The sequence below is a fragment of the Streptomyces barkulensis genome (assembly GCF_002843305.1).
In the GTDB taxonomy this organism is placed as follows: Bacteria; Actinomycetota; Actinomycetes; order Streptomycetales; family Streptomycetaceae; genus Streptomyces; species Streptomyces barkulensis.
In genome coordinates this window covers 109,992-126,196 of the sequence record NZ_PGSG01000029.1, presented here as the reverse complement: position 1 = coordinate 126,196, position 16,205 = coordinate 109,992, and the positions used below count along the sequence as shown (strand labels likewise).

Here is a 16,205-nt window from a genome sequence, read left to right as displayed (position 1 = left end):
ACGGCAAGGCGCCCGCTCGTTCGATGCGGACTAGACCGGTTCACTCGTCCGGGGTTAGGTTGAGTCGCGTTGCATACGACACCGGGCCCGTCCCCCCGAAGGAGCCGTACATGAAGGAAGTCGTCCCGCTCACCGAGAACTGGAGCCTCCTCCACAGCGGCAGCCAGCTCCCCGCCCAGGTTCCTGGCTGCGTTCACACCGATCTGCTCTCGGCCGGACTGATCCCCGACCCCTTCCTCGGCACCAACGAGAAGGACGTGGCCTGGGTGGGGCAGCGAGCCTGGACATACATCCGTGATCTGCGTGCCGCCGATACCTCCGGGGAGGCGCACGAGCGGACCGATCTGGTTTTCAACGGCCTGGACACCGCGGCGACGATCACTCTCGGCGGTCGGGAACTGGGCCGGACCCGGAACATGCACCGGCGTTACCGCTTCGACGTCACCGGTCGGCACGGCCTCCTGGAGGTGGAGTTCGCCTCCGCCTACGACGAGGCGGCTTCGGTGCGGGCAGTGACGGGTGAGCGACCCAACGTGTACCCCGAGCCGTTCCAGTACATCCGCAAGATGGCGTGCAGCTTCGGCTGGGACTGGGGGCCGACGCTGGTCACCGCCGGCATCTGGCGACCGGTGCGGCTGGAGCGGTGGTCGACGGCCCGGCTGGCCGACGTGCGCCCCCTGGTGACGGTGGCCGACGGCACCGGCCGGGTCGAGGTGAGCGTCGAGGTCGAGCGGACCGCACAAGGAGCGGAACGGCCGCTCGCCGTGCGTGCCACCGTCGGGCAGGGGCTCGCCGTGGCCAGGGGCGTCGTGGAGGGGACGCAGGCCGTGATCACGCTGGACGTGCCCGACGTCGCTCTGTGGTGGCCACGTGGCTATGGAGAGCAGCCCCTCTACGACCTGGAACTCGTGCTCGTCAAGGACGGTGAAGGAACCGGTCCGGAGCACGAGGAACGTCCCCTGGACTCCTGGCAACGGCGCATCGGCTTCCGGACCGTGGAACTGGACCGCTCGGCGGACCGGCACGGTACAGGGTTCACTCTCGTCGTCAACGGTGAGCGGATCTTCGCCCGTGGCGTGAACTGGATCCCCGACGACGTCTTCCCCTCGCGTGTCACCCCCGAGCGGTACCGCACCCGCCTGCGCCAGACGGCCGAGGCAGGGGTGGACCTCGTCAGGATCTGGGGCGGCGGGATCTACGAGGACGAAGCCTTCTACGACGCCTGCGACGAGCTCGGCCTGATGGTCTGGCAGGACTTCCTCTTCGCCTGCGCCGCCTACCCGGAGGAACAGCCGCTGCGCTCCGAGGTGGAGGCCGAGGCGCGCGACAACGTCGTCCGGCTGATGCCCCACCCCAGCCTGGTGCTGTGGAACGGCAACAACGAGAACCTGTGGGGCTTCCGCGACTGGGACTGGGAACCGGAGCTCGACGGCGACTCCTGGGGCGGCGGCTACTACCTCGACCTGCTGCCCCGCATCGTCGCCGAACTCGACCCCACCCGCCCCTACACCGCAGGCAGCCCCTGGTCCGGCTCCTGGGACCACCACCCCAACGATCCCGCGCACGGCACCCACCACTCCTGGGAGGTGTGGAACCGCCGGGACTACGCCGAGTACCGCGACTCGGTGCCCCGCTTCGTCGCCGAGTTCGGCTGGCAGGCCCCGCCGGCGATGGCGACGCTGCGCCGCGCGCTGCCCGGCGAGGACCTCGCACCCGACTCGCCCGGCATGCTCCACCACCAGAAGGCCGAGGACGGCAACGGCAAGCTCGACCGCGGTGTGGAGCGCCACTTCGTCCTCCCCGAGGGTGGCTTCGACCGCTGGCACTACTTGACGCAGGTCGTGCAGGCCCGTGCGGTGGCCGCCGGGATCGAGCACTGGCGCTCCCACTGGCCGGTGTGCGCCGGCACGGTGGTCTGGCAGATCAACGACTGCTGGCCGGTCAGCTCCTGGGCGGCGATCGACGGCGACGGCCGTCCGAAGCCGCTCTACCACGAACTGCGCCGCGTCTACGCCGACCGGCTCCTCACCCTCCAGCCCGGCGACGACGCGCCTGTGCTCGCTGTCGTCAATCAGGCGGCCGAGCCCTGGGAGGCACATGTGACTCTGCGCCGGATGCGGGCGGACGGCGCCGTCGTGGCCGAGCGAGTGATAGAGGTGACCGTCGCCGCCCGTACGGCGCACCGGCAGTGCCTGCCGCAGGACCTGGTCCCCGACGCGTCCTCCGCCAAGGAGTTCCTCGTCGCCGACAGCGGGGACCTGCGCAGTGTGCATCTGCCGGTCACCGACAAGGAGTTCGCCTACCCGGTCCCGGACTACGACGTAGCGGTCGAGTCCCCGTCGGACGCCGGTCCGGGTAATGTCGAGGTCGTGGTGACCGCACATACATTGGTACGCGACCTTCTCCTGCAGGCCGACCGGCTGGGCCCGGGCGCGGCATGCGACACCGGTCTGCGCACCCTGCTTCCCGGCGAGCATCTCCGGCTGCGCGTCACGAACGCGACCGAGACGGGCGCCGACGCCGTCGCGGCGGCACTGTTCTGCGTGGAACCGGCATGAGCTCACCGTCCGCGCGGGTGACCATCAAAGACGTCGCCGCGGCCGCCGGAGTCTCCAAGGGAGCCGTCTCCCTGGCCTTCAACCACAAACCGGGAGTCTCGGAGGCCACCCGGGAGAGGATCTTCGCCGCGGCCCGGCGTCTGGGCTGGTCCCCGAACTCCTCGGCCCGGAGTCTGTCGCGTCAGTCCGCCGACGCGGTCGGGCTGGCGATCTGCCGGCCTGCCAGGCTGCTCGGGCTGGAGCCGTTCTACATGGAGTTCATCTCCGGCATCGAAAGCGTCCTCGCCGAGCGGGACTGCTCACTGCTGCTACGCCTCGTCGACTCCTTGGAGGAGGAAGTAGGGCTGCAGCAACGGTGGTGGCGGGAACAGCAGATCGCGGGCTCGATCCTGGTCGACTTCCATGACGAGGATCCGAGGATTTCGCCCCTGCAGGAGATCGGCCTCCCGGCTGTCGCCGTCGGTCATCCGTCTCTCACCGGAGGGTTCCCCTCGGTGTGGACGGACGACGCCGCCGCCGTCGCCGAGGCCGTACGCTACCTGGCGGTGCTGGGACACCGGCGGATCGCCCACGTCGGCGGTCCCCGGGGGCTCGGACACAGCACGATCCGGACCACAGCGTTCGAACAGGCCATGAGCGAACTCGGCCTGGAGCACGGACCCCACGTCGAGACCGGTTTCTCGGGCGAGGACGGCGCGCGGGCCACCCGTTCGCTGTTGCTGGCCGGCGACCGGCCCACCGCGATCCTGTACGACAACGACATCATGGCCGTCGCGGGACTCGGCGTCGCCACGGAGATGGGCTTCTCCGTACCTGACGAGGTGTCGCTCCTGGCCTGGGACGATTCCCAGTTGTGCCGGCTGACCCATCCGACGCTCACGGCGATGAGTCACGACGTCCATGGTTTCGGAGCCCAGGTCGCACGGGTGCTGTTCGATGTGCTGGAAGAACGCGAGGTGACGTCACGGCCCGTCGCCACTCCCTCGCTCGTGCCGAGGGCATCGACCGCCCCACCTCCCTCGTAGAGGCGGGCGGGCACGACGGAAGGGTGCGGCTTCAGGCCGCGCCCTTTCTCATTGGCTTCGGGAGTTCCTCCCCGAAACCGCCCGTCGGGAGCCTCGGCGGGGTTCTGCGGATGAAGGAGGCAGGACCCCGCCGAAAACATCGACCGACCACAAGAACAAAACCGGTTAAGTCCTCGATCGCGGAACGGCTGGTGAGCCAGGCACCCCTATTTCCTCGTGGTGCCTGCGGGCCGCCGCCGCCGCGCCGATGAGACCGGCGTCCCCGCCCAGAGCGGCGGGCCGCACCTCCAGGCCGCGCATGAAGCCGAGTGCCGCGAACGACCGCAGGTGACGGCGCAGCGGTCCGAAGAGTGTGTCGCCCGCCTGCGCCACGCCCCCGCCGATGACCGCGACCTCGATCTCCAGCAGCGCCGCGCAACCGGCGATCGCGGCGGCCAAGGCCCGTGCCGAGCGGTCGTAGGCGGCCAGGGCCCGTTCGTCACCCTGACGCGCGGACGCGGCGACGGCCGCGGCGGAGGGTTGCATGCCAGGCATTGGGGACCAGCCCGTCTCGACGGCGTACCGGGCGATGGCTGTCCCGCTGGCGTACCCCTCGACGCATCCCCGTGCCCCGCAGGGGCAGGGCGGTCCGTCGATGCCGACGGAGATGTGGCCTATGTGGCCGGCGTTCCCCGAGGTTCCCGGATGCAGCCTCCCGCCCAGGACGAATCCACCGCCGACACCGGTGGAGACGACCATGCACAGAGCGTTGTCCGCTCCCTGTGCGGCGCCGATCCAGTGCTCGGCGGCGGCCATGGCCACTGCGTCCCCGAGCAGGATCGGCTCAGGGCCGAAGGAGAGCTCCGGATGGGCGCTCACGCTGTCGACGAGGGGGAAGTCGCGCCAGGCGGGAATGTTCACCGGGCTCACCGTGCCGCTCACGGTGTCGACCGGTCCGGCGCTGGCGATACCCACGGCGCGCGCCGCGCTCCAGGCCGCAGTGGCGGACAGGGCGTCGATCACGGCGTCGACGGTCCGTGCCATGCGTCGGGCGGATTCCCGGGCCGGCGTGGGGAGCTCGGCACGGTGGACGACGGCGCCGCGTTCGTCCACCAGCGCTCCCGCGATCTTGGTCCCTCCGATGTCCAAGGCGGCGTACACCGATACGGTCCTTTCTCCGGTCGCCCGGCACAGCCTTGGGTGCCGCGGTGGCGGACCACGGAGGCTGTGAAGGGCGACAACGTTGTCAAATAAGGGGGACGGAAGGTTGGGCGGGAGTGTCGCGCCGGTCCGGGCGGTGGCCGACGGTGGCGACGAACAGGGTGCCGTTGCCTTCGACGAGGGCTTCTCCGTCCGAGTCGGGGAGGAAGCAGGAGGTGCCAGGGCCAAGCCGCACCGGCGTGCTCCCGGCCGCCGTGGCGCGAAGGCTCGCCGACCCGTCCAGGCAGAAGGCGATACGAGGTCCGGTCGCAGGTACGAGGGGGATGCGCGAGCCGTCGAGATCCGTGCGGTAGAGGGCGAACTCGGCAGCCGGGCAGTCGTAGAGCCAGGTGGATCCCGGTCCCTGGACCCTGGTCGGCGTGACGGCAGGGACCCGCACCGCCGGGTTGGTGATGCGTAGCAGCTCCGGGACGTTCACCTCCTTGGCAGTCAGCCCTGCGCGCAGCACGTTGTCCGAATTGGCGAGCAGTTCCAGGCCCACGCCGTGGACGTAGGCGTGCAGTCCGCCCGCCGGCATGAACAGAGCCTCACCGGGCTCCAGGACCCGGCGGTCGAGCAGCAGTGAGGCCACGAGGCCGAGGTCCCCGGGGTGATGCCGGGACATGCGGACCACTGCCCCGTAGGCGGCTGCGGCAGGGCCGGTCGACCCGGCAGCACGCCGGCACGAGGACACGACGGAGTGGACGAGGTCCGCGCGGGCCTCCGGCGGCCATTCCAGTAGGGCACGCAGTGCCGCGGACAGGGCCCGCTCGTCGGTCCCGGCGTGCAGCAGGCCGATCACGGGGCGCAGTGCTTCCACTTCGAGGCCCCGCAGGAGACGTGCGGCCTCCTCCCGGTCACGGAAGCCGGCCAGCACCTCGAAACGGGTCAGGGCGTGGAGCAGTTCGGGTTTCGGCCAGTCGTCGACGTAGGGACCGCGCCCTCCATCGGACGCCTGAGCGGCGAACCCGGCGCGCGCCTGCTCCTGGTCGGGGTGCACCTGTATGGAGAGCGGCTGCTCTGCGGCCAGCACCTTGAGCAGAAAGGGCAGTCTGCCCCCGAACCGCTCGGCGCACTCGGTGCCCAGTTCCGCGTGGGGATCGTCGGTGACGACGTCGAGGAGCGTCGTTGCCCGTCCGTCGCGGGTCAGGCCCGCCGGGCCGGACGGATGCGCACCCATCCACAGCTCCGCCTCCGGCCCGGCCGCAGGGGTCGTCCGCCCCTGCAGCCGGGCCAGAGCTTCGCGGGAGCCCCACGCATACGGCTTGATGATCGGAAGAAGTAGGTCCACGTTCCGTACGTTAACCGCGTACAGAAGTTTTCCACGAGACCGTGGAGCCCTGTTATTAAACCGGTATAGTGAATCCCGGTTCCGCGGTCACGCTGAAGAGCATGCCGTTCCGTTCAGGGTGAAGGACGCGGGCACCTGATTCGTCCCGTCCTCGGAGGTGCCGCTGAAGCCGAAGTTCACGCTCCCTCCCGGCGCGATGGTCGTGTTGTAGCCGGCAGGGTGCGTCACGGTCACGCTGCGCCCGTCCTGGACCCGCGTGCCGTTCCAGATCTGGGTGATGGTCTGGTTGCCGGAGAACGAGAAGGACAGCTCCCAGTTGTTCACCGGAGCGGTTCCGGTGTTGTGGATCGTGACGTCCGCGTTGAAGGTGGCCCCCCAGTCGGACAGCCGGTAACCGACCTTGCACCGTTGGGCCGGGGTGGGCGATGCCGTGGGCGTGCCGGTCGGGTCCGGGCTCGGCGTCGGCTCCGGACTCCCGGTCGGCGTGCCGGTGGAAGGAGGCGGCGTCGGGGTGGCGGTCGGGGAGCTGCCGCTCTTGGCGGCCATGCGGGCCGAGTGGGCACGGAAGACCTCGAGTTCCGGGTCCCCCTGCGAGACACCGAACTTGCCGTCGATCTCCCGGTCCTGGTACCACCAGAAGGCGCTGCCGTCGCCACCGGCCGCTTCGAAGTCGGCGTAGATCTCGCGCCACCAGGCTGCGCGGTCGACGTTGTGGACGTTGAACTCCCCCATGAAGAAGGGCTTTCCGACCTTCTCGTGCGAGTCTCTGATCCAGGCCCTGACCAGGGACTTCGTCTCCTCGAGGGTCAGGTCTGCCCAGTGCTCCGTGGGGTAGGGGTGGGCCGAGGTGAAGTCCAGGTACGGGGACTGCTGCAAATGGACGAAGGGATTGCCTTCGTCGCCGCCGAAGCCGTACTCCGTGCCGTGTCCCTCGATGCCGGCACCCAGCAGATGGTGGGGGTCGATCCCCTTGACGAACGCCCCCATCTCGTCGACCCAGGCGCGCAGGGTGGTCCCTTCGACGTTCTCCTCCTGGCTCTGCCCCTCGTAACGGGGCTCGTTCATCAGGTCCCAGGCGAAGATGGTCGGATCGTCCTTGTACTTGACGCCGCTGTAGTGGTTGGTCCGGTTCAGCGCGTGACTCACGTAGTTCTTGTACGAGGTGAAGCACCCGGGGCAGCGGTTCTTGTCGAAGAACGCTGCCCGGGCCGGCTGCCCGCCCGACAGTCCTTCCCAGCGCAGGCGTGTGTCGATGCCGCCGTACGCCTCCCAGTAGTTCTCCAGGACCGGCATCAGCCGCAGGCCATGGGCCCGAGCCGACTCGATCACGTAGTCGAACAGTGCGAACTGCTGCTCGTCGTAAACCCCTTCGGACTTCTCGAAGCCGTGCCAGCTCTCGTGGCTGAACATCCACAGCCTGACGACGTCGACTCCGTCGTCGCGCATGCGGGCCATGTGGGCGTCGATGCGCTGCTTGTCCATGAACTGCGTTTCCGTGTCACCGGAGCCCGACCCGAAGGTGAAGAGGTCGTAGGCGTTGGCGCCGGCGAAGTAGTACTCCTCGCCGTCCAGGCAGAAACGGATCCCGCAGCGTGTCACGAAGGAGTCCTGGGAGGCGGCCGAGGCCGGAGGCGGCCGCATGACCGACAGGCACGCAGCGGCCAGGGCGGCCACGATCAGGAAGACGAGGAGTGTCGAATGGCGTCGGACCGGTGGGAGGAGGTGACCATGCATCGCGGCTCTCTCGTTCGACTGACGACTGACATGTACCGGTTAACCTGCGGGGAACGTAGAGGGGGCCGCTTTGACTGTCAATCAATCTCGCAAGACATGTTTCCCTTGGTCAAAGGTGCGGCAGAGGGGATTCCGCTGCCTGTGCAGCAGGTTTAGCGGTTTAGCCGGCAGGCCGCCATCCACCCCTGGCAACAAATCTCGAACCGTCTATTGACATGTGTGGGACATCCAGTGCCTCATGGTGTGGCGTTGAGCGGCCCGCAGCTGGGTTCGGCCGCTCGGCGGCTCTTCGCACCGCTCACCCAGCGCCTGCCGTACGGCGCCTGACGCTCGCTCAGTTACTGGCGGGCGACGCCTTCCCGCTGTCGGACATCGTTGTCATCCACCTGTTCCGACGTCTGCGTGCGGCGGCCAGGCAGCGACTCCCCCCATCAACCTTCCGAGGAGACACATGCAAAAGTCACGAAGCGCGCCGATCACCAGGGCCTGGGCCGCGTTCGCTGCCCTTCTCGGGCTCTTGCTCTCACTCGCAGGGCCTTCTGCAGGTACGGCGGAGGCGGCTGAAGGCGGCATCCACGTCAGCAACGGGCGCGTCGTCGAGGGCAACGGCAACGCATTCGTCATGCGCGGGGTCAACCACGCCTACACCTGGTACCCCGAGCGCACCAGCTCCATCGCCGACATCGCGGCCAAGGGCGCCAACACCGTGCGGGTCGTTCTGAGCAGCGGCGGCCGCTGGACGAAGACGAGCGCCTCCCAGGTCTCCACACTCATCTCCCAGTGCAAGGAGGCCAGGGTCATCTGCGTCCTCGAGGTGCACGACACCACCGGCTACGGCGAGGACAGTGCGGCGACCAGCCTGGACCAGGCCGCCGACTACTGGGTCAGCGTGAAGAGCGCGCTGGAGGGCCAGGAGGACTACGTCGTCGTCAACATCGGCAACGAGCCCTTCGGCAACACCAACTACACCGCGTGGACCGACGCGACGAAGGCGGCCATCGCCAAGCTCCGTGGCGCCGGCATCGACCACGCGCTGATGGTTGACGCTCCCAACTGGGGGCAGGACTGGTCCGGCACCATGCGGGACAACGCGGCGTCGGTCTTCGCCTCCGACCCCGACCGCAACACCATCTTCTCCATCCACATGTACGGCGTGTACGACACCGCGACCGAGGTGCAGGACTACCTCAATGCCTTCGTGAGCAACCGCCTCCCGATCGTTGTCGGCGAGTTCGGTGACCAGCACAGCGACGGCAACCCCGACGAGGGCGCCATTATGGCCACGGCCCAGTCCCTCGGAGTGGGTTACATCGGCTGGTCGTGGAGCGGCAACGGAAGCGGCGTCGAGTACCTCGACATGGTGAACGGCTTCGACCCGAACTCGCTGACCAGCTGGGGCGACCGTTTCTTCAACGGCAGCAACGGCATCGTCGCCACGTCGGAGCGCGCCACCGTCTACGGCGGCGGCGACAACGGCGGTGAGGACGGCGGCACGGGCGGCACCGCGCCCAACGGTTACCCGTACTGCGTGCACGGCAGTGCCTCCGACCCTGACGGTGACGGCTGGGGCTGGGAGAACAACCGTTCCTGCGTCGTCCGCGGCGCCCTCGCTCCCAACGGGTACGTGTACTGCGTGCACGGCAGTGCCTCCGACCCTGACGGTGACGGCTGGGGCTGGGAGAACAACCGTTCCTGCGTCGTCCGCGGCAGCGCTGCGGATCGCTGACCAGCCCGATGATCGCACGCCCCGCCCGGATGCCTCTCGAGCGGGGCGTGCTGTCATACAGAAATCAGCCAACGGTGCGTGACGCCCGCCGAGGACCCCACGGCTCAGGCCGCTTCACCCGAGCGACGTCGAGAGGCCGCCCTCGCAGAATGTGCCGTGTCCCGCCTGGCGACCTTGGTCTCGAAGGCAAACGAGCGTCATGACTCACTCTCATTTCGCCTCCCTGACACTGCCGACGCAGAGCCCTTCACCAGCGCGTCCGAGGTCACCATCACCGTCGGTCACGAGCGCCTTGTCACCTTCCGAGTCGAGGGCTCGAGACTGGTCGGGCAATCGATGACTTGCGCAGCCAAGAGGCCACGGGGCGCAGCTCGGTCCGTCACCTATCGAGCGACTCGGTGACCTCGCCGATTCCGTGAAGCACCGTTGTCAGACCCGCACTGCATGATCGGAGGATGCTGATAACACCTCGCCCCGGAGCCGACCGGGACACCATCCGACAGCACCTCAGGGGCGTCCAGCTCAACGCTCAGAACCTCCGCGGCTCTGGCTACAACAGCGCCTACGACCGGCTCCTGCGATACCTGGAGTGGGCGACGGACTCGGCCGACCGTCTGCGCCACCAGATCAGCAACAGGGACATTGAGCACCTCGTCCTCACCCGCCGCTATCAGGCACTCTTGTCCAGCTGCGGCACCCTCGCGGGCTCCGCGCAGCAGCGTCTTGTGAACGGCCTCGTCGACCTAGAACTTTCCGAGCGCGATCGGGCCTTGGAGGAGGCCGTCACCGATCTCGAGAGGGTCATCTCCCGCTGGGATAAGCGCGAGGTGTTCGTCATCGCCGACACCAGCTTCTACATTCACGCGCCCAGCAGGCTCGACACACTCGATCTCGTTGCAGTCCTCGGCATCTTCCCGTCCGACAGCATCCGTCTCCTATTCCCCATGGCGGTTGTCGACGAGCTGGACGCCCTCAAGGAGTCGAGCAAGCAGCAGGCGCGGTGGCGCGCCTCCTACACCCTCGGGCTCCTGGACAAGACGCTGCAAGGAGGGACCTCCGCGGTCTGCTGGCGCCAGGCCCGGTACACGTCCGAGAAGGCGCGGGGCGCCATCACCTTCGAGATCGTGCTGGACCCCACCGGCCACACGCGGCTGCCCATCACCGATGACGAGATCATTGACCGGGCCGTCGCCATCCAGTCACTCGCCCGTGACGACGTGCGTTTCTTGACCTGCGACACTGGCCAGCACACCCGCGGCCATGCGGCCCGGCTGACCGTGACGAAGATTCCAACGAAGGACCCGGGGCCGGAACCCGACTGGGCTGCGGCCCAGCAACCTGGAACCAGAGCAAAGCGCCGCGCGAGGCAGGACGCTCGCAACCAGAGCGAGAGCGAGGCAGTGGCGGAAGCGGCGGGTTCCTAACGAGCTCGTGCATGGTAGGTGGTGAGGCGTCGAGGACTTTGACGGGGCTCGGTGTTCACCTCGGCCGTGCCGAGGTGAGGTCGACGGTCTGCTGGTGGGACAGCAGGCCGGCGACGGCTTGGACGGTGTCGCTGATGTGCTCGCGGCGGCCGAGGTGGCGGGCCAGGGCGCGCCAGTTCTTCAGATGGGCGATGCCGTGCTCGACCCGGATGCGCCGAGAGGAGTGCGCCGTGCGCTGCCGCTCATACATCTCCTCGTACCAGTCGGGAGCGTTCTTCTTGAACTTCCGGTGCGGTGGTGTCACCACCCGTCCGCCGGTCTGCGCGCCCAGGCCCTGGTATCCGGCGTCGGCGAGGATCTCCACGGCCGGCCCGTCGGCCAGGAGCTTGACCAGCCCCAGCTGGCGGGCGTGGGTGATGTCCGCGCAGCTGCCCGGCCGGGTCGGGCTGCAGAACAGCATCCGGCCGTCCCCGTCAGTGACGACCATGGTCTTGACGGCGTTCTGCCTGGTCTTGCCGGAGATGAACTTGTCCCGGTCCCGGCGTCCGGCGGCCGGGCGCCGGACGCGGATCTCGGTGCCATCGATGATCCCGGTCCTGCCGCTGGCACCGAGGTGGTCGATGACCTCGGCGAGAGTCCGCAGCCGCACGCCGGGGGCGATGGTGCAGCCTCGCTCGGCGAGCAGGGGCCGCACCTCGCCGACGGCTCGAGTGATGGTGGAGCGGTCCACGCCGAACCAGCAGGCCAGCACGTCATGCGTGGTGGCGTGACGGAGGTGGAAGAGCGTGGCCAGGAGCCGGTCGACGAAGACCAGCCGGTGCTTCGCACCGGCGCCCACCGCCCGCTTCCGCGGCCGGGAGGTGAGCCTGGCCTGGTGCCGCTCATGCCACAACGGGCCCAGCTCGGCGACCAATTCAGCGATCACGTCGGCCGACAGGCCCGTGATCCTCCGGTCGCTGATGATCACTGCACGAGACGCGTTCCCCACCACCCGACCATGATCGGCGATCAGCAGCTCGACGCCTCACCGCCTACCATGCACGAGCTCGTTAGCTGGAGGCGCCGGTTTACGGTCCGGGCGGCGGCGAGCACCGCGTCCTGACGGGCCTCCGCAGCCCACAGGGGAGCCGCTGGCTCCCAGACCCAGGGGTGAAACCGGTCGGCGGCCAGCGTCGAGACGTCCGGCACCAGCCGGACCGCCCATTCGTCCTTGTCCGCCAGAATTCCGAGGCCGCGCTGAACCTCGTTGCGCGCCATGGCGACGCAGGCTACCTGGGCAGGCCACCTGGCCGATGTCGATCTTGTCGGCGATCGCTGGGGCGAGCAGGTGGAGAATCTGCTTGGCAGTGGGCTCGGCTCGGTGCAAACGGGCGTGCAGGTTCGGGTCACCGATGTAATCGCCCGGCCTTATGTTGGCGTCGTAGCGGGTGGCCAGGTCAAGGAACTCTTCAAGCTGTCCCCGCATCCAGTCACAATCCACGGCGGCACCCTGGAGACGGGTCGTTCCGGCCGGCTCGCCCTGGACGCGCCTGGATACGGCTGGGACTCCACGACCACGTGCGGACGCATGCAGGTGACGCCCAGGCGCACCTCCCTACGAATGAGGCCGTGCCCATCACCTGCCACAACCTCACCTGGCATCCCGTCAGAACGAGCGTCAAATGAGCGTCACGAGCGTCATTTCAGCGTCAAGATATCGCCCGTAACGCCCACACCGCACATAATGCGCACGCGCAAAATCGCAGGTCAGGAACCCTTCGGCGCGGGTTTGAGGATGGCGACGCACTCCACGTGGTGGGTCATCGGGAACAGGTCGAAGGCCCGCAGGAAGTGCGGGACGTAGCCCTCCTCGCGGAAGTACGCCAGGTCGCGGGCGAGGGCGGCCGGGTCGCAGGCGACGTAGGCGATCCGGCGCGGCCCGAGGGAGGCCACCTGCCGCACCGTCTTGCGCCCGGCGCCGGAGCGGGGCGGATCGAGGACGACGATGTCGGCCTCGGTGATGCCGGTGCGCGGCAGGACCTGCTCGACGTTGCCGCGCTCGACGCGGACACGGTCGAGGTCGGCGAGGTTGTGGCGGGCGTCCTCCACCGCGCGCCTGGAGGACTCGATGCCGAGCACCGCGCCCTTGTCCCCGACGCGCTCGGCCAGGGCTCCGGCGAACAGCCCGGCGCCGCAGTACAGGTCGAGGGCCATCTCGCCCTTGCGCGGCGTCAGACCGGTCATCACGGCCTCGACCAGCAGTTCGGCGGCCTTGGGGTGGACCTGCCAGAAACCGCCCGCGCTGATCCTCCAGGTGCGGCCGACGGCGCGCTCACGGACGAAGGGGCGGCCGTGCACCCGGTGCACGGCCCGCTCGCCGCCGCGCTCCGCGCCGCGTCCGCGGGGCTCCTCGCCCCTCAGCACCGACACCGGCCGGTCCAGCTCCACCAGGGGCAGGCGCCCGCCGGGGCGGGGGGTGAGCACGACCTGGCGGTCGCCGGAGCCGGTGGCGGCGGTCGCGTCGACGGTGGCGATCTGCGGCCACCGGCGCTTCTCGACGCCCAGCTCGCTCACCCCCGGCGCGGCGATCAGGCAGCGGTCGATCGGCTGCACCTCGTGGGAGCGGTGGCGCAGCAGCCCGGCGCGGCCCTCGTCGTCCACGCTGTAGTGGACGCGGGTGCGCCAGGCCGGGACCTCGCCCTTGGGCACCTTGTCGCCGGGGGCGGGCTCGACGGTGCCGTCCCAGCCGGCGTCCTCGGCCGTCAGCCCCGCCAGCCTCGCCAGCTGCTCGGCGACGACGGAGGCCTTCAGCCGCCGCTGGGCCCCGGGGGCGGCGTGCTGCCAGTCGCAGCCGCCGCACAGGCCGGGGCCGGCGAACGGGCAGGGCGCCTCGACGCGGTCCTTGGAGGGCTCCAGGACCTCGACGGCGTCGGCGCGCAGGAAGCGGGAGTCCTCCCGGCCCTCGGTCACCTTCGCGACGACCCGCTCGCCGGGCAGGGCGTGGCGCACGAACAGCACCCGCCCCTCCTCGGTGCGGGCGATGCAGTGGCCACCGTGCGCGACGGGGCCGATCTCGACCTCGTACTCCCGGCCCACCAGCGACGGTGCGGTTTCGGGGGACGCGGCGGGGGGTGTTGCGGGGGGCATGGGGAGCGGCTCCAACGGACGGCGGGGCGCATGGACGGCAGTCCTCCAGCCTACCGGTCCGCCCGGGTCACCCCTGTCGCCCGTCCCCCTCCCTCCGGTCCGCGGGCCGGTCGGGGCCGGCGGGGCCGCGGCGCACCGCACCGGGCGCGCTCCACTCCGAGCGCCTGCGCGCCCTCAGCCGGGCGCGCTCGGAGGACTCCAGCTGGTAGGGCACGGAGGTGACCATCACGCCGGGGGTGAACAGCAGGCGGCCCTTGAGCCGCAGGGCGCTCTGGTTGTGCAGGAGCTGCTCGTACCAGTGGCCGACGACGTACTCGGGGATGTAGACGCTGACCACGGCGCGCGGGCTGCTGCGGCGCAGGCCCTTGACGTACTCCACGACCGGCCGGGTGACCTCGCGGTAGGGGGAGTCCAGGGTTTTCAGCGGGATGTCGATGCCGCGCCGGTTCCACTCCTCGAACAGGGCGCGGGTCTCCTCGGGATCGACGTTGACGCTGAGGGCCTCCAGGGTGTCGGAGCGCATCATCTTGGCGTACGCCAGCGCCCGCAGGGTCGGCCGGTGGACCTTGGAGACCAGGACGATGGAGTGCACCCGCGAGGGCCTGGCCATCTCCTCCCGCCCGGCCTCGGCCGGCAGCGCCAGCTCCTCGGCGACCCGGTCGTAGTGGCGGCGGATGGCGGTCATCATCGCGTAGAAGAGCGCCATGCCGATGAGTGCGACCCAGGCGCCGTGGCTGAACTTGGTGACCAGCACCACCACCAGGACCAGGCCGGTGAAGAAGGCGCCGAAGGCGTTGATGGCGCGGGAGCGCTTCATCCGGCGGCGGGCGGAGGAGTCGGTCTCCTGGGCGAGGTGGCGGTTCCAGTGCCGGACCATGCCGGTCTGGCTGAAGGTGAAGGAGACGAAGACGCCGACGATGTAGAGCTGGATCAGCCGGGTGGAGTCGGCGTCGTAGGCGTAGACGAGCACGCCCGCGAAGACGGCCAGCAGCACGATGCCGTTGGAGAAGGCCAGCCGGTCGCCCCGGGTGTGCAGCTGGCGGGGCAGGTAGCGGTCCTGGGCGAGGATCGAGCCGAGGACGGGGAAGCCGTTGTAGGCGGTGTTGGCGGCCAGGAAGAGGATGAGCGCGGTGGCCGCGGCGACCAGGAGGAAGGGGAGCGAGCCGTTGCCGAAGACGGCCGCGGAGACCTGGGCGATGACCGGGTCCTGGTGGTAGTCGGGACCGGCGGGGCGGCCGTCGATGAGGATGTCGGTGGCGGGCGTCTCGGACATCTTCACACCGGTGGCCAGGGCCAGGGCGATGATGCCGCCGAACATGGTGGCGGCCAGCCCGCCCATCAGCGCCAGGGTGGTCGCGGCGTTGCGGCTCTTGGGGCGTCGGAAGGCGGGGACGCCGTTGCTGATGGCGCCGACGCCGGTGAGGGCGGCGCAGCCGGACGAGAAGGCCCGCAGGAGCAGGAAGAGCAGGGCGAAGCCGGTCAGCTCCGCGGTCTCGGCGCTGACCTCGTATCCGGCGCTGGGGGCCGACATCTCGTCGCCCAGGGCCAGGCCGCGGAAGGCTCCCCAGACGATGGTGCCCAGTACGCAGGCGACGAAGAGGTAGGTGGGGGCGGCGAATATCGTGCCGGACTCGCGTACGCCGCGCAGGTTCAGCACGGCCAGCAGCGCGATGATCGCCACCGCCGTACCGGTCTTGTTCTCGGAGACGAACGGGATGGCCGAGGCGAGGTTCTCCACCCCGGCGGCGACCGACACGGCCACCGTCAGGACGTAGTCCACCAGCAGGGCGCCGGCGACGGTGAGCCCGGCGCGGGGACCGAGGTTGGCGGTGGCCACCTCGTAGTCGCCGCCGCCGGAGGGGTAGGCGCGGACGTTCTGCCGGTACGACGCGACCACCACGAACAGGAGCACGACGACGGCGAGGGTGATCCACGGCCCGAAGCGGTAGGCGGAGAACCCGGCGATGGAGAGCACCATCAGGACCTCGCCCGGGGCGTACGCGACCGACGACAGGGGGTCGGAGGCGAAGACCGGGAGGGCGATGCGCTTGGGCAGGAGCGTCTGGGTGAGGCGATCGCTGCGCAGCGCACTGCCGATCAGGATCCGTTTGGACACATCGGTCAGCTTGGACACGCAGAGGA

At 69.6% G+C, this 16,205-nt stretch carries 11 protein-coding genes; 4 read left to right on the top strand and 7 right to left on the bottom strand.

Annotated features, from left to right (window positions below):
- The first annotated feature begins 110 nt into the window (after positions 1-110).
- Together CUT83_RS07285 and CUT83_RS07280 are read left to right on the top strand one after the other, a co-directional pair.
- The gene (locus tag CUT83_RS07285) at positions 111-2,558 is read left to right on the top strand and encodes a glycoside hydrolase family 2 protein (RefSeq protein WP_101255060.1); all 2,448 of its coding nucleotides are present in this window, start codon (positions 111-113) and stop codon (positions 2,556-2,558) included.
- Entirely contained in the window at positions 2,555-3,583 is a 1,029-nt protein-coding gene (locus tag CUT83_RS07280) for a LacI family DNA-binding transcriptional regulator (protein WP_101255059.1), read from the top strand. The genes CUT83_RS07285 and CUT83_RS07280 overlap by 4 nt, the downstream gene beginning before the upstream one ends.
- Before the next feature lie 165 nt (positions 3,584-3,748).
- Here the strand turns inward: CUT83_RS07280 and CUT83_RS07275 are convergent, their stop codons facing one another.
- The 3 genes from CUT83_RS07275 to CUT83_RS07265 form a co-directional block, all read right to left on the bottom strand.
- Entirely contained in the window at positions 3,749-4,723 is a 975-nt protein-coding gene (locus tag CUT83_RS07275; RefSeq protein ID WP_101255058.1) for an ROK family protein, read from the bottom strand.
- An 85-nt stretch (positions 4,724-4,808) separates the two neighbouring features.
- Positions 4,809-6,053 (bottom strand): mannose-6-phosphate isomerase, class I, encoded by a 1,245-nt coding sequence (gene manA, locus CUT83_RS07270; RefSeq protein WP_101255057.1) that lies wholly within the window; start codon positions 6,051-6,053, stop codon positions 4,809-4,811.
- Positions 6,054-6,140: 87 nt separating this feature from the next.
- Complete coding sequence (locus tag CUT83_RS07265; RefSeq protein ID WP_101255056.1) at positions 6,141-7,787, bottom strand: cellulose binding domain-containing protein; 1,647 nt, start codon at positions 7,785-7,787, stop codon at positions 6,141-6,143.
- A gap of 517 nt (positions 7,788-8,304) precedes the next feature.
- On the opposite strand from CUT83_RS07265, the gene CUT83_RS07260 reads away from it, so the two are divergent.
- Both CUT83_RS07260 and CUT83_RS07255 read left to right on the top strand, forming a co-directional pair.
- The gene (locus CUT83_RS07260; protein WP_240958313.1) at positions 8,305-9,513 is read left to right on the top strand and encodes a cellulase family glycosylhydrolase; all 1,209 of its coding nucleotides are present in this window, start codon (positions 8,305-8,307) and stop codon (positions 9,511-9,513) included.
- Positions 9,514-9,968: 455 nt separating this feature from the next.
- Positions 9,969-10,937, top strand: coding sequence for a PIN domain-containing protein (locus CUT83_RS07255; RefSeq protein ID WP_101255054.1), 969 nt, complete (start codon positions 9,969-9,971; stop codon positions 10,935-10,937).
- A gap of 55 nt (positions 10,938-10,992) precedes the next feature.
- Here the strand turns inward: CUT83_RS07255 and CUT83_RS07250 are convergent, their stop codons facing one another.
- The 4 genes from CUT83_RS07250 to CUT83_RS07235 form a co-directional block, all read right to left on the bottom strand.
- Complete coding sequence (locus CUT83_RS07250; RefSeq protein WP_240958314.1) at positions 10,993-11,925, bottom strand: transposase family protein; 933 nt, start codon at positions 11,923-11,925, stop codon at positions 10,993-10,995.
- Between the two features lie 20 nt (positions 11,926-11,945).
- Positions 11,946-12,194: a TIGR02391 family protein gene (locus CUT83_RS07245; RefSeq protein WP_101255052.1), complete on the bottom strand. Its 249-nt coding sequence runs from the start codon at positions 12,192-12,194 to the stop codon at positions 11,946-11,948.
- 489 nt (positions 12,195-12,683) lie between these two features.
- Positions 12,684-14,063 (bottom strand): class I SAM-dependent RNA methyltransferase, encoded by a 1,380-nt coding sequence (locus tag CUT83_RS07240; protein WP_101255051.1) that lies wholly within the window; start codon positions 14,061-14,063, stop codon positions 12,684-12,686.
- A 67-nt stretch (positions 14,064-14,130) separates the two neighbouring features.
- Positions 14,131-16,197 (bottom strand): APC family permease, encoded by a 2,067-nt coding sequence (locus CUT83_RS07235; protein ID WP_101255050.1) that lies wholly within the window; start codon positions 16,195-16,197, stop codon positions 14,131-14,133.
- Positions 16,198-16,205 lie beyond the last annotated feature (8 nt).

Coding starts and splice junctions, on each gene's coding strand:
- CUT83_RS07240 (WP_101255051.1), bottom strand. CDS start 14,063: ATGCCCCCCGCAACACCCCCCGCCGCGTCCCCCGAAACCGCACCGTCG.
- CUT83_RS07285 (WP_101255060.1), top strand. CDS start 111: ATGAAGGAAGTCGTCCCGCTCACCGAGAACTGGAGCCTCCTCCACAGC.
- CUT83_RS07265 (WP_101255056.1), bottom strand. CDS start 7,787: ATGCATGGTCACCTCCTCCCACCGGTCCGACGCCATTCGACACTCCTC.
- CUT83_RS07280 (WP_101255059.1), top strand. CDS start 2,555: ATGAGCTCACCGTCCGCGCGGGTGACCATCAAAGACGTCGCCGCGGCC.
- CUT83_RS07255 (WP_101255054.1), top strand. CDS start 9,969: ATGCTGATAACACCTCGCCCCGGAGCCGACCGGGACACCATCCGACAG.
- CUT83_RS07245 (WP_101255052.1), bottom strand. CDS start 12,194: ATGGCGCGCAACGAGGTTCAGCGCGGCCTCGGAATTCTGGCGGACAAG.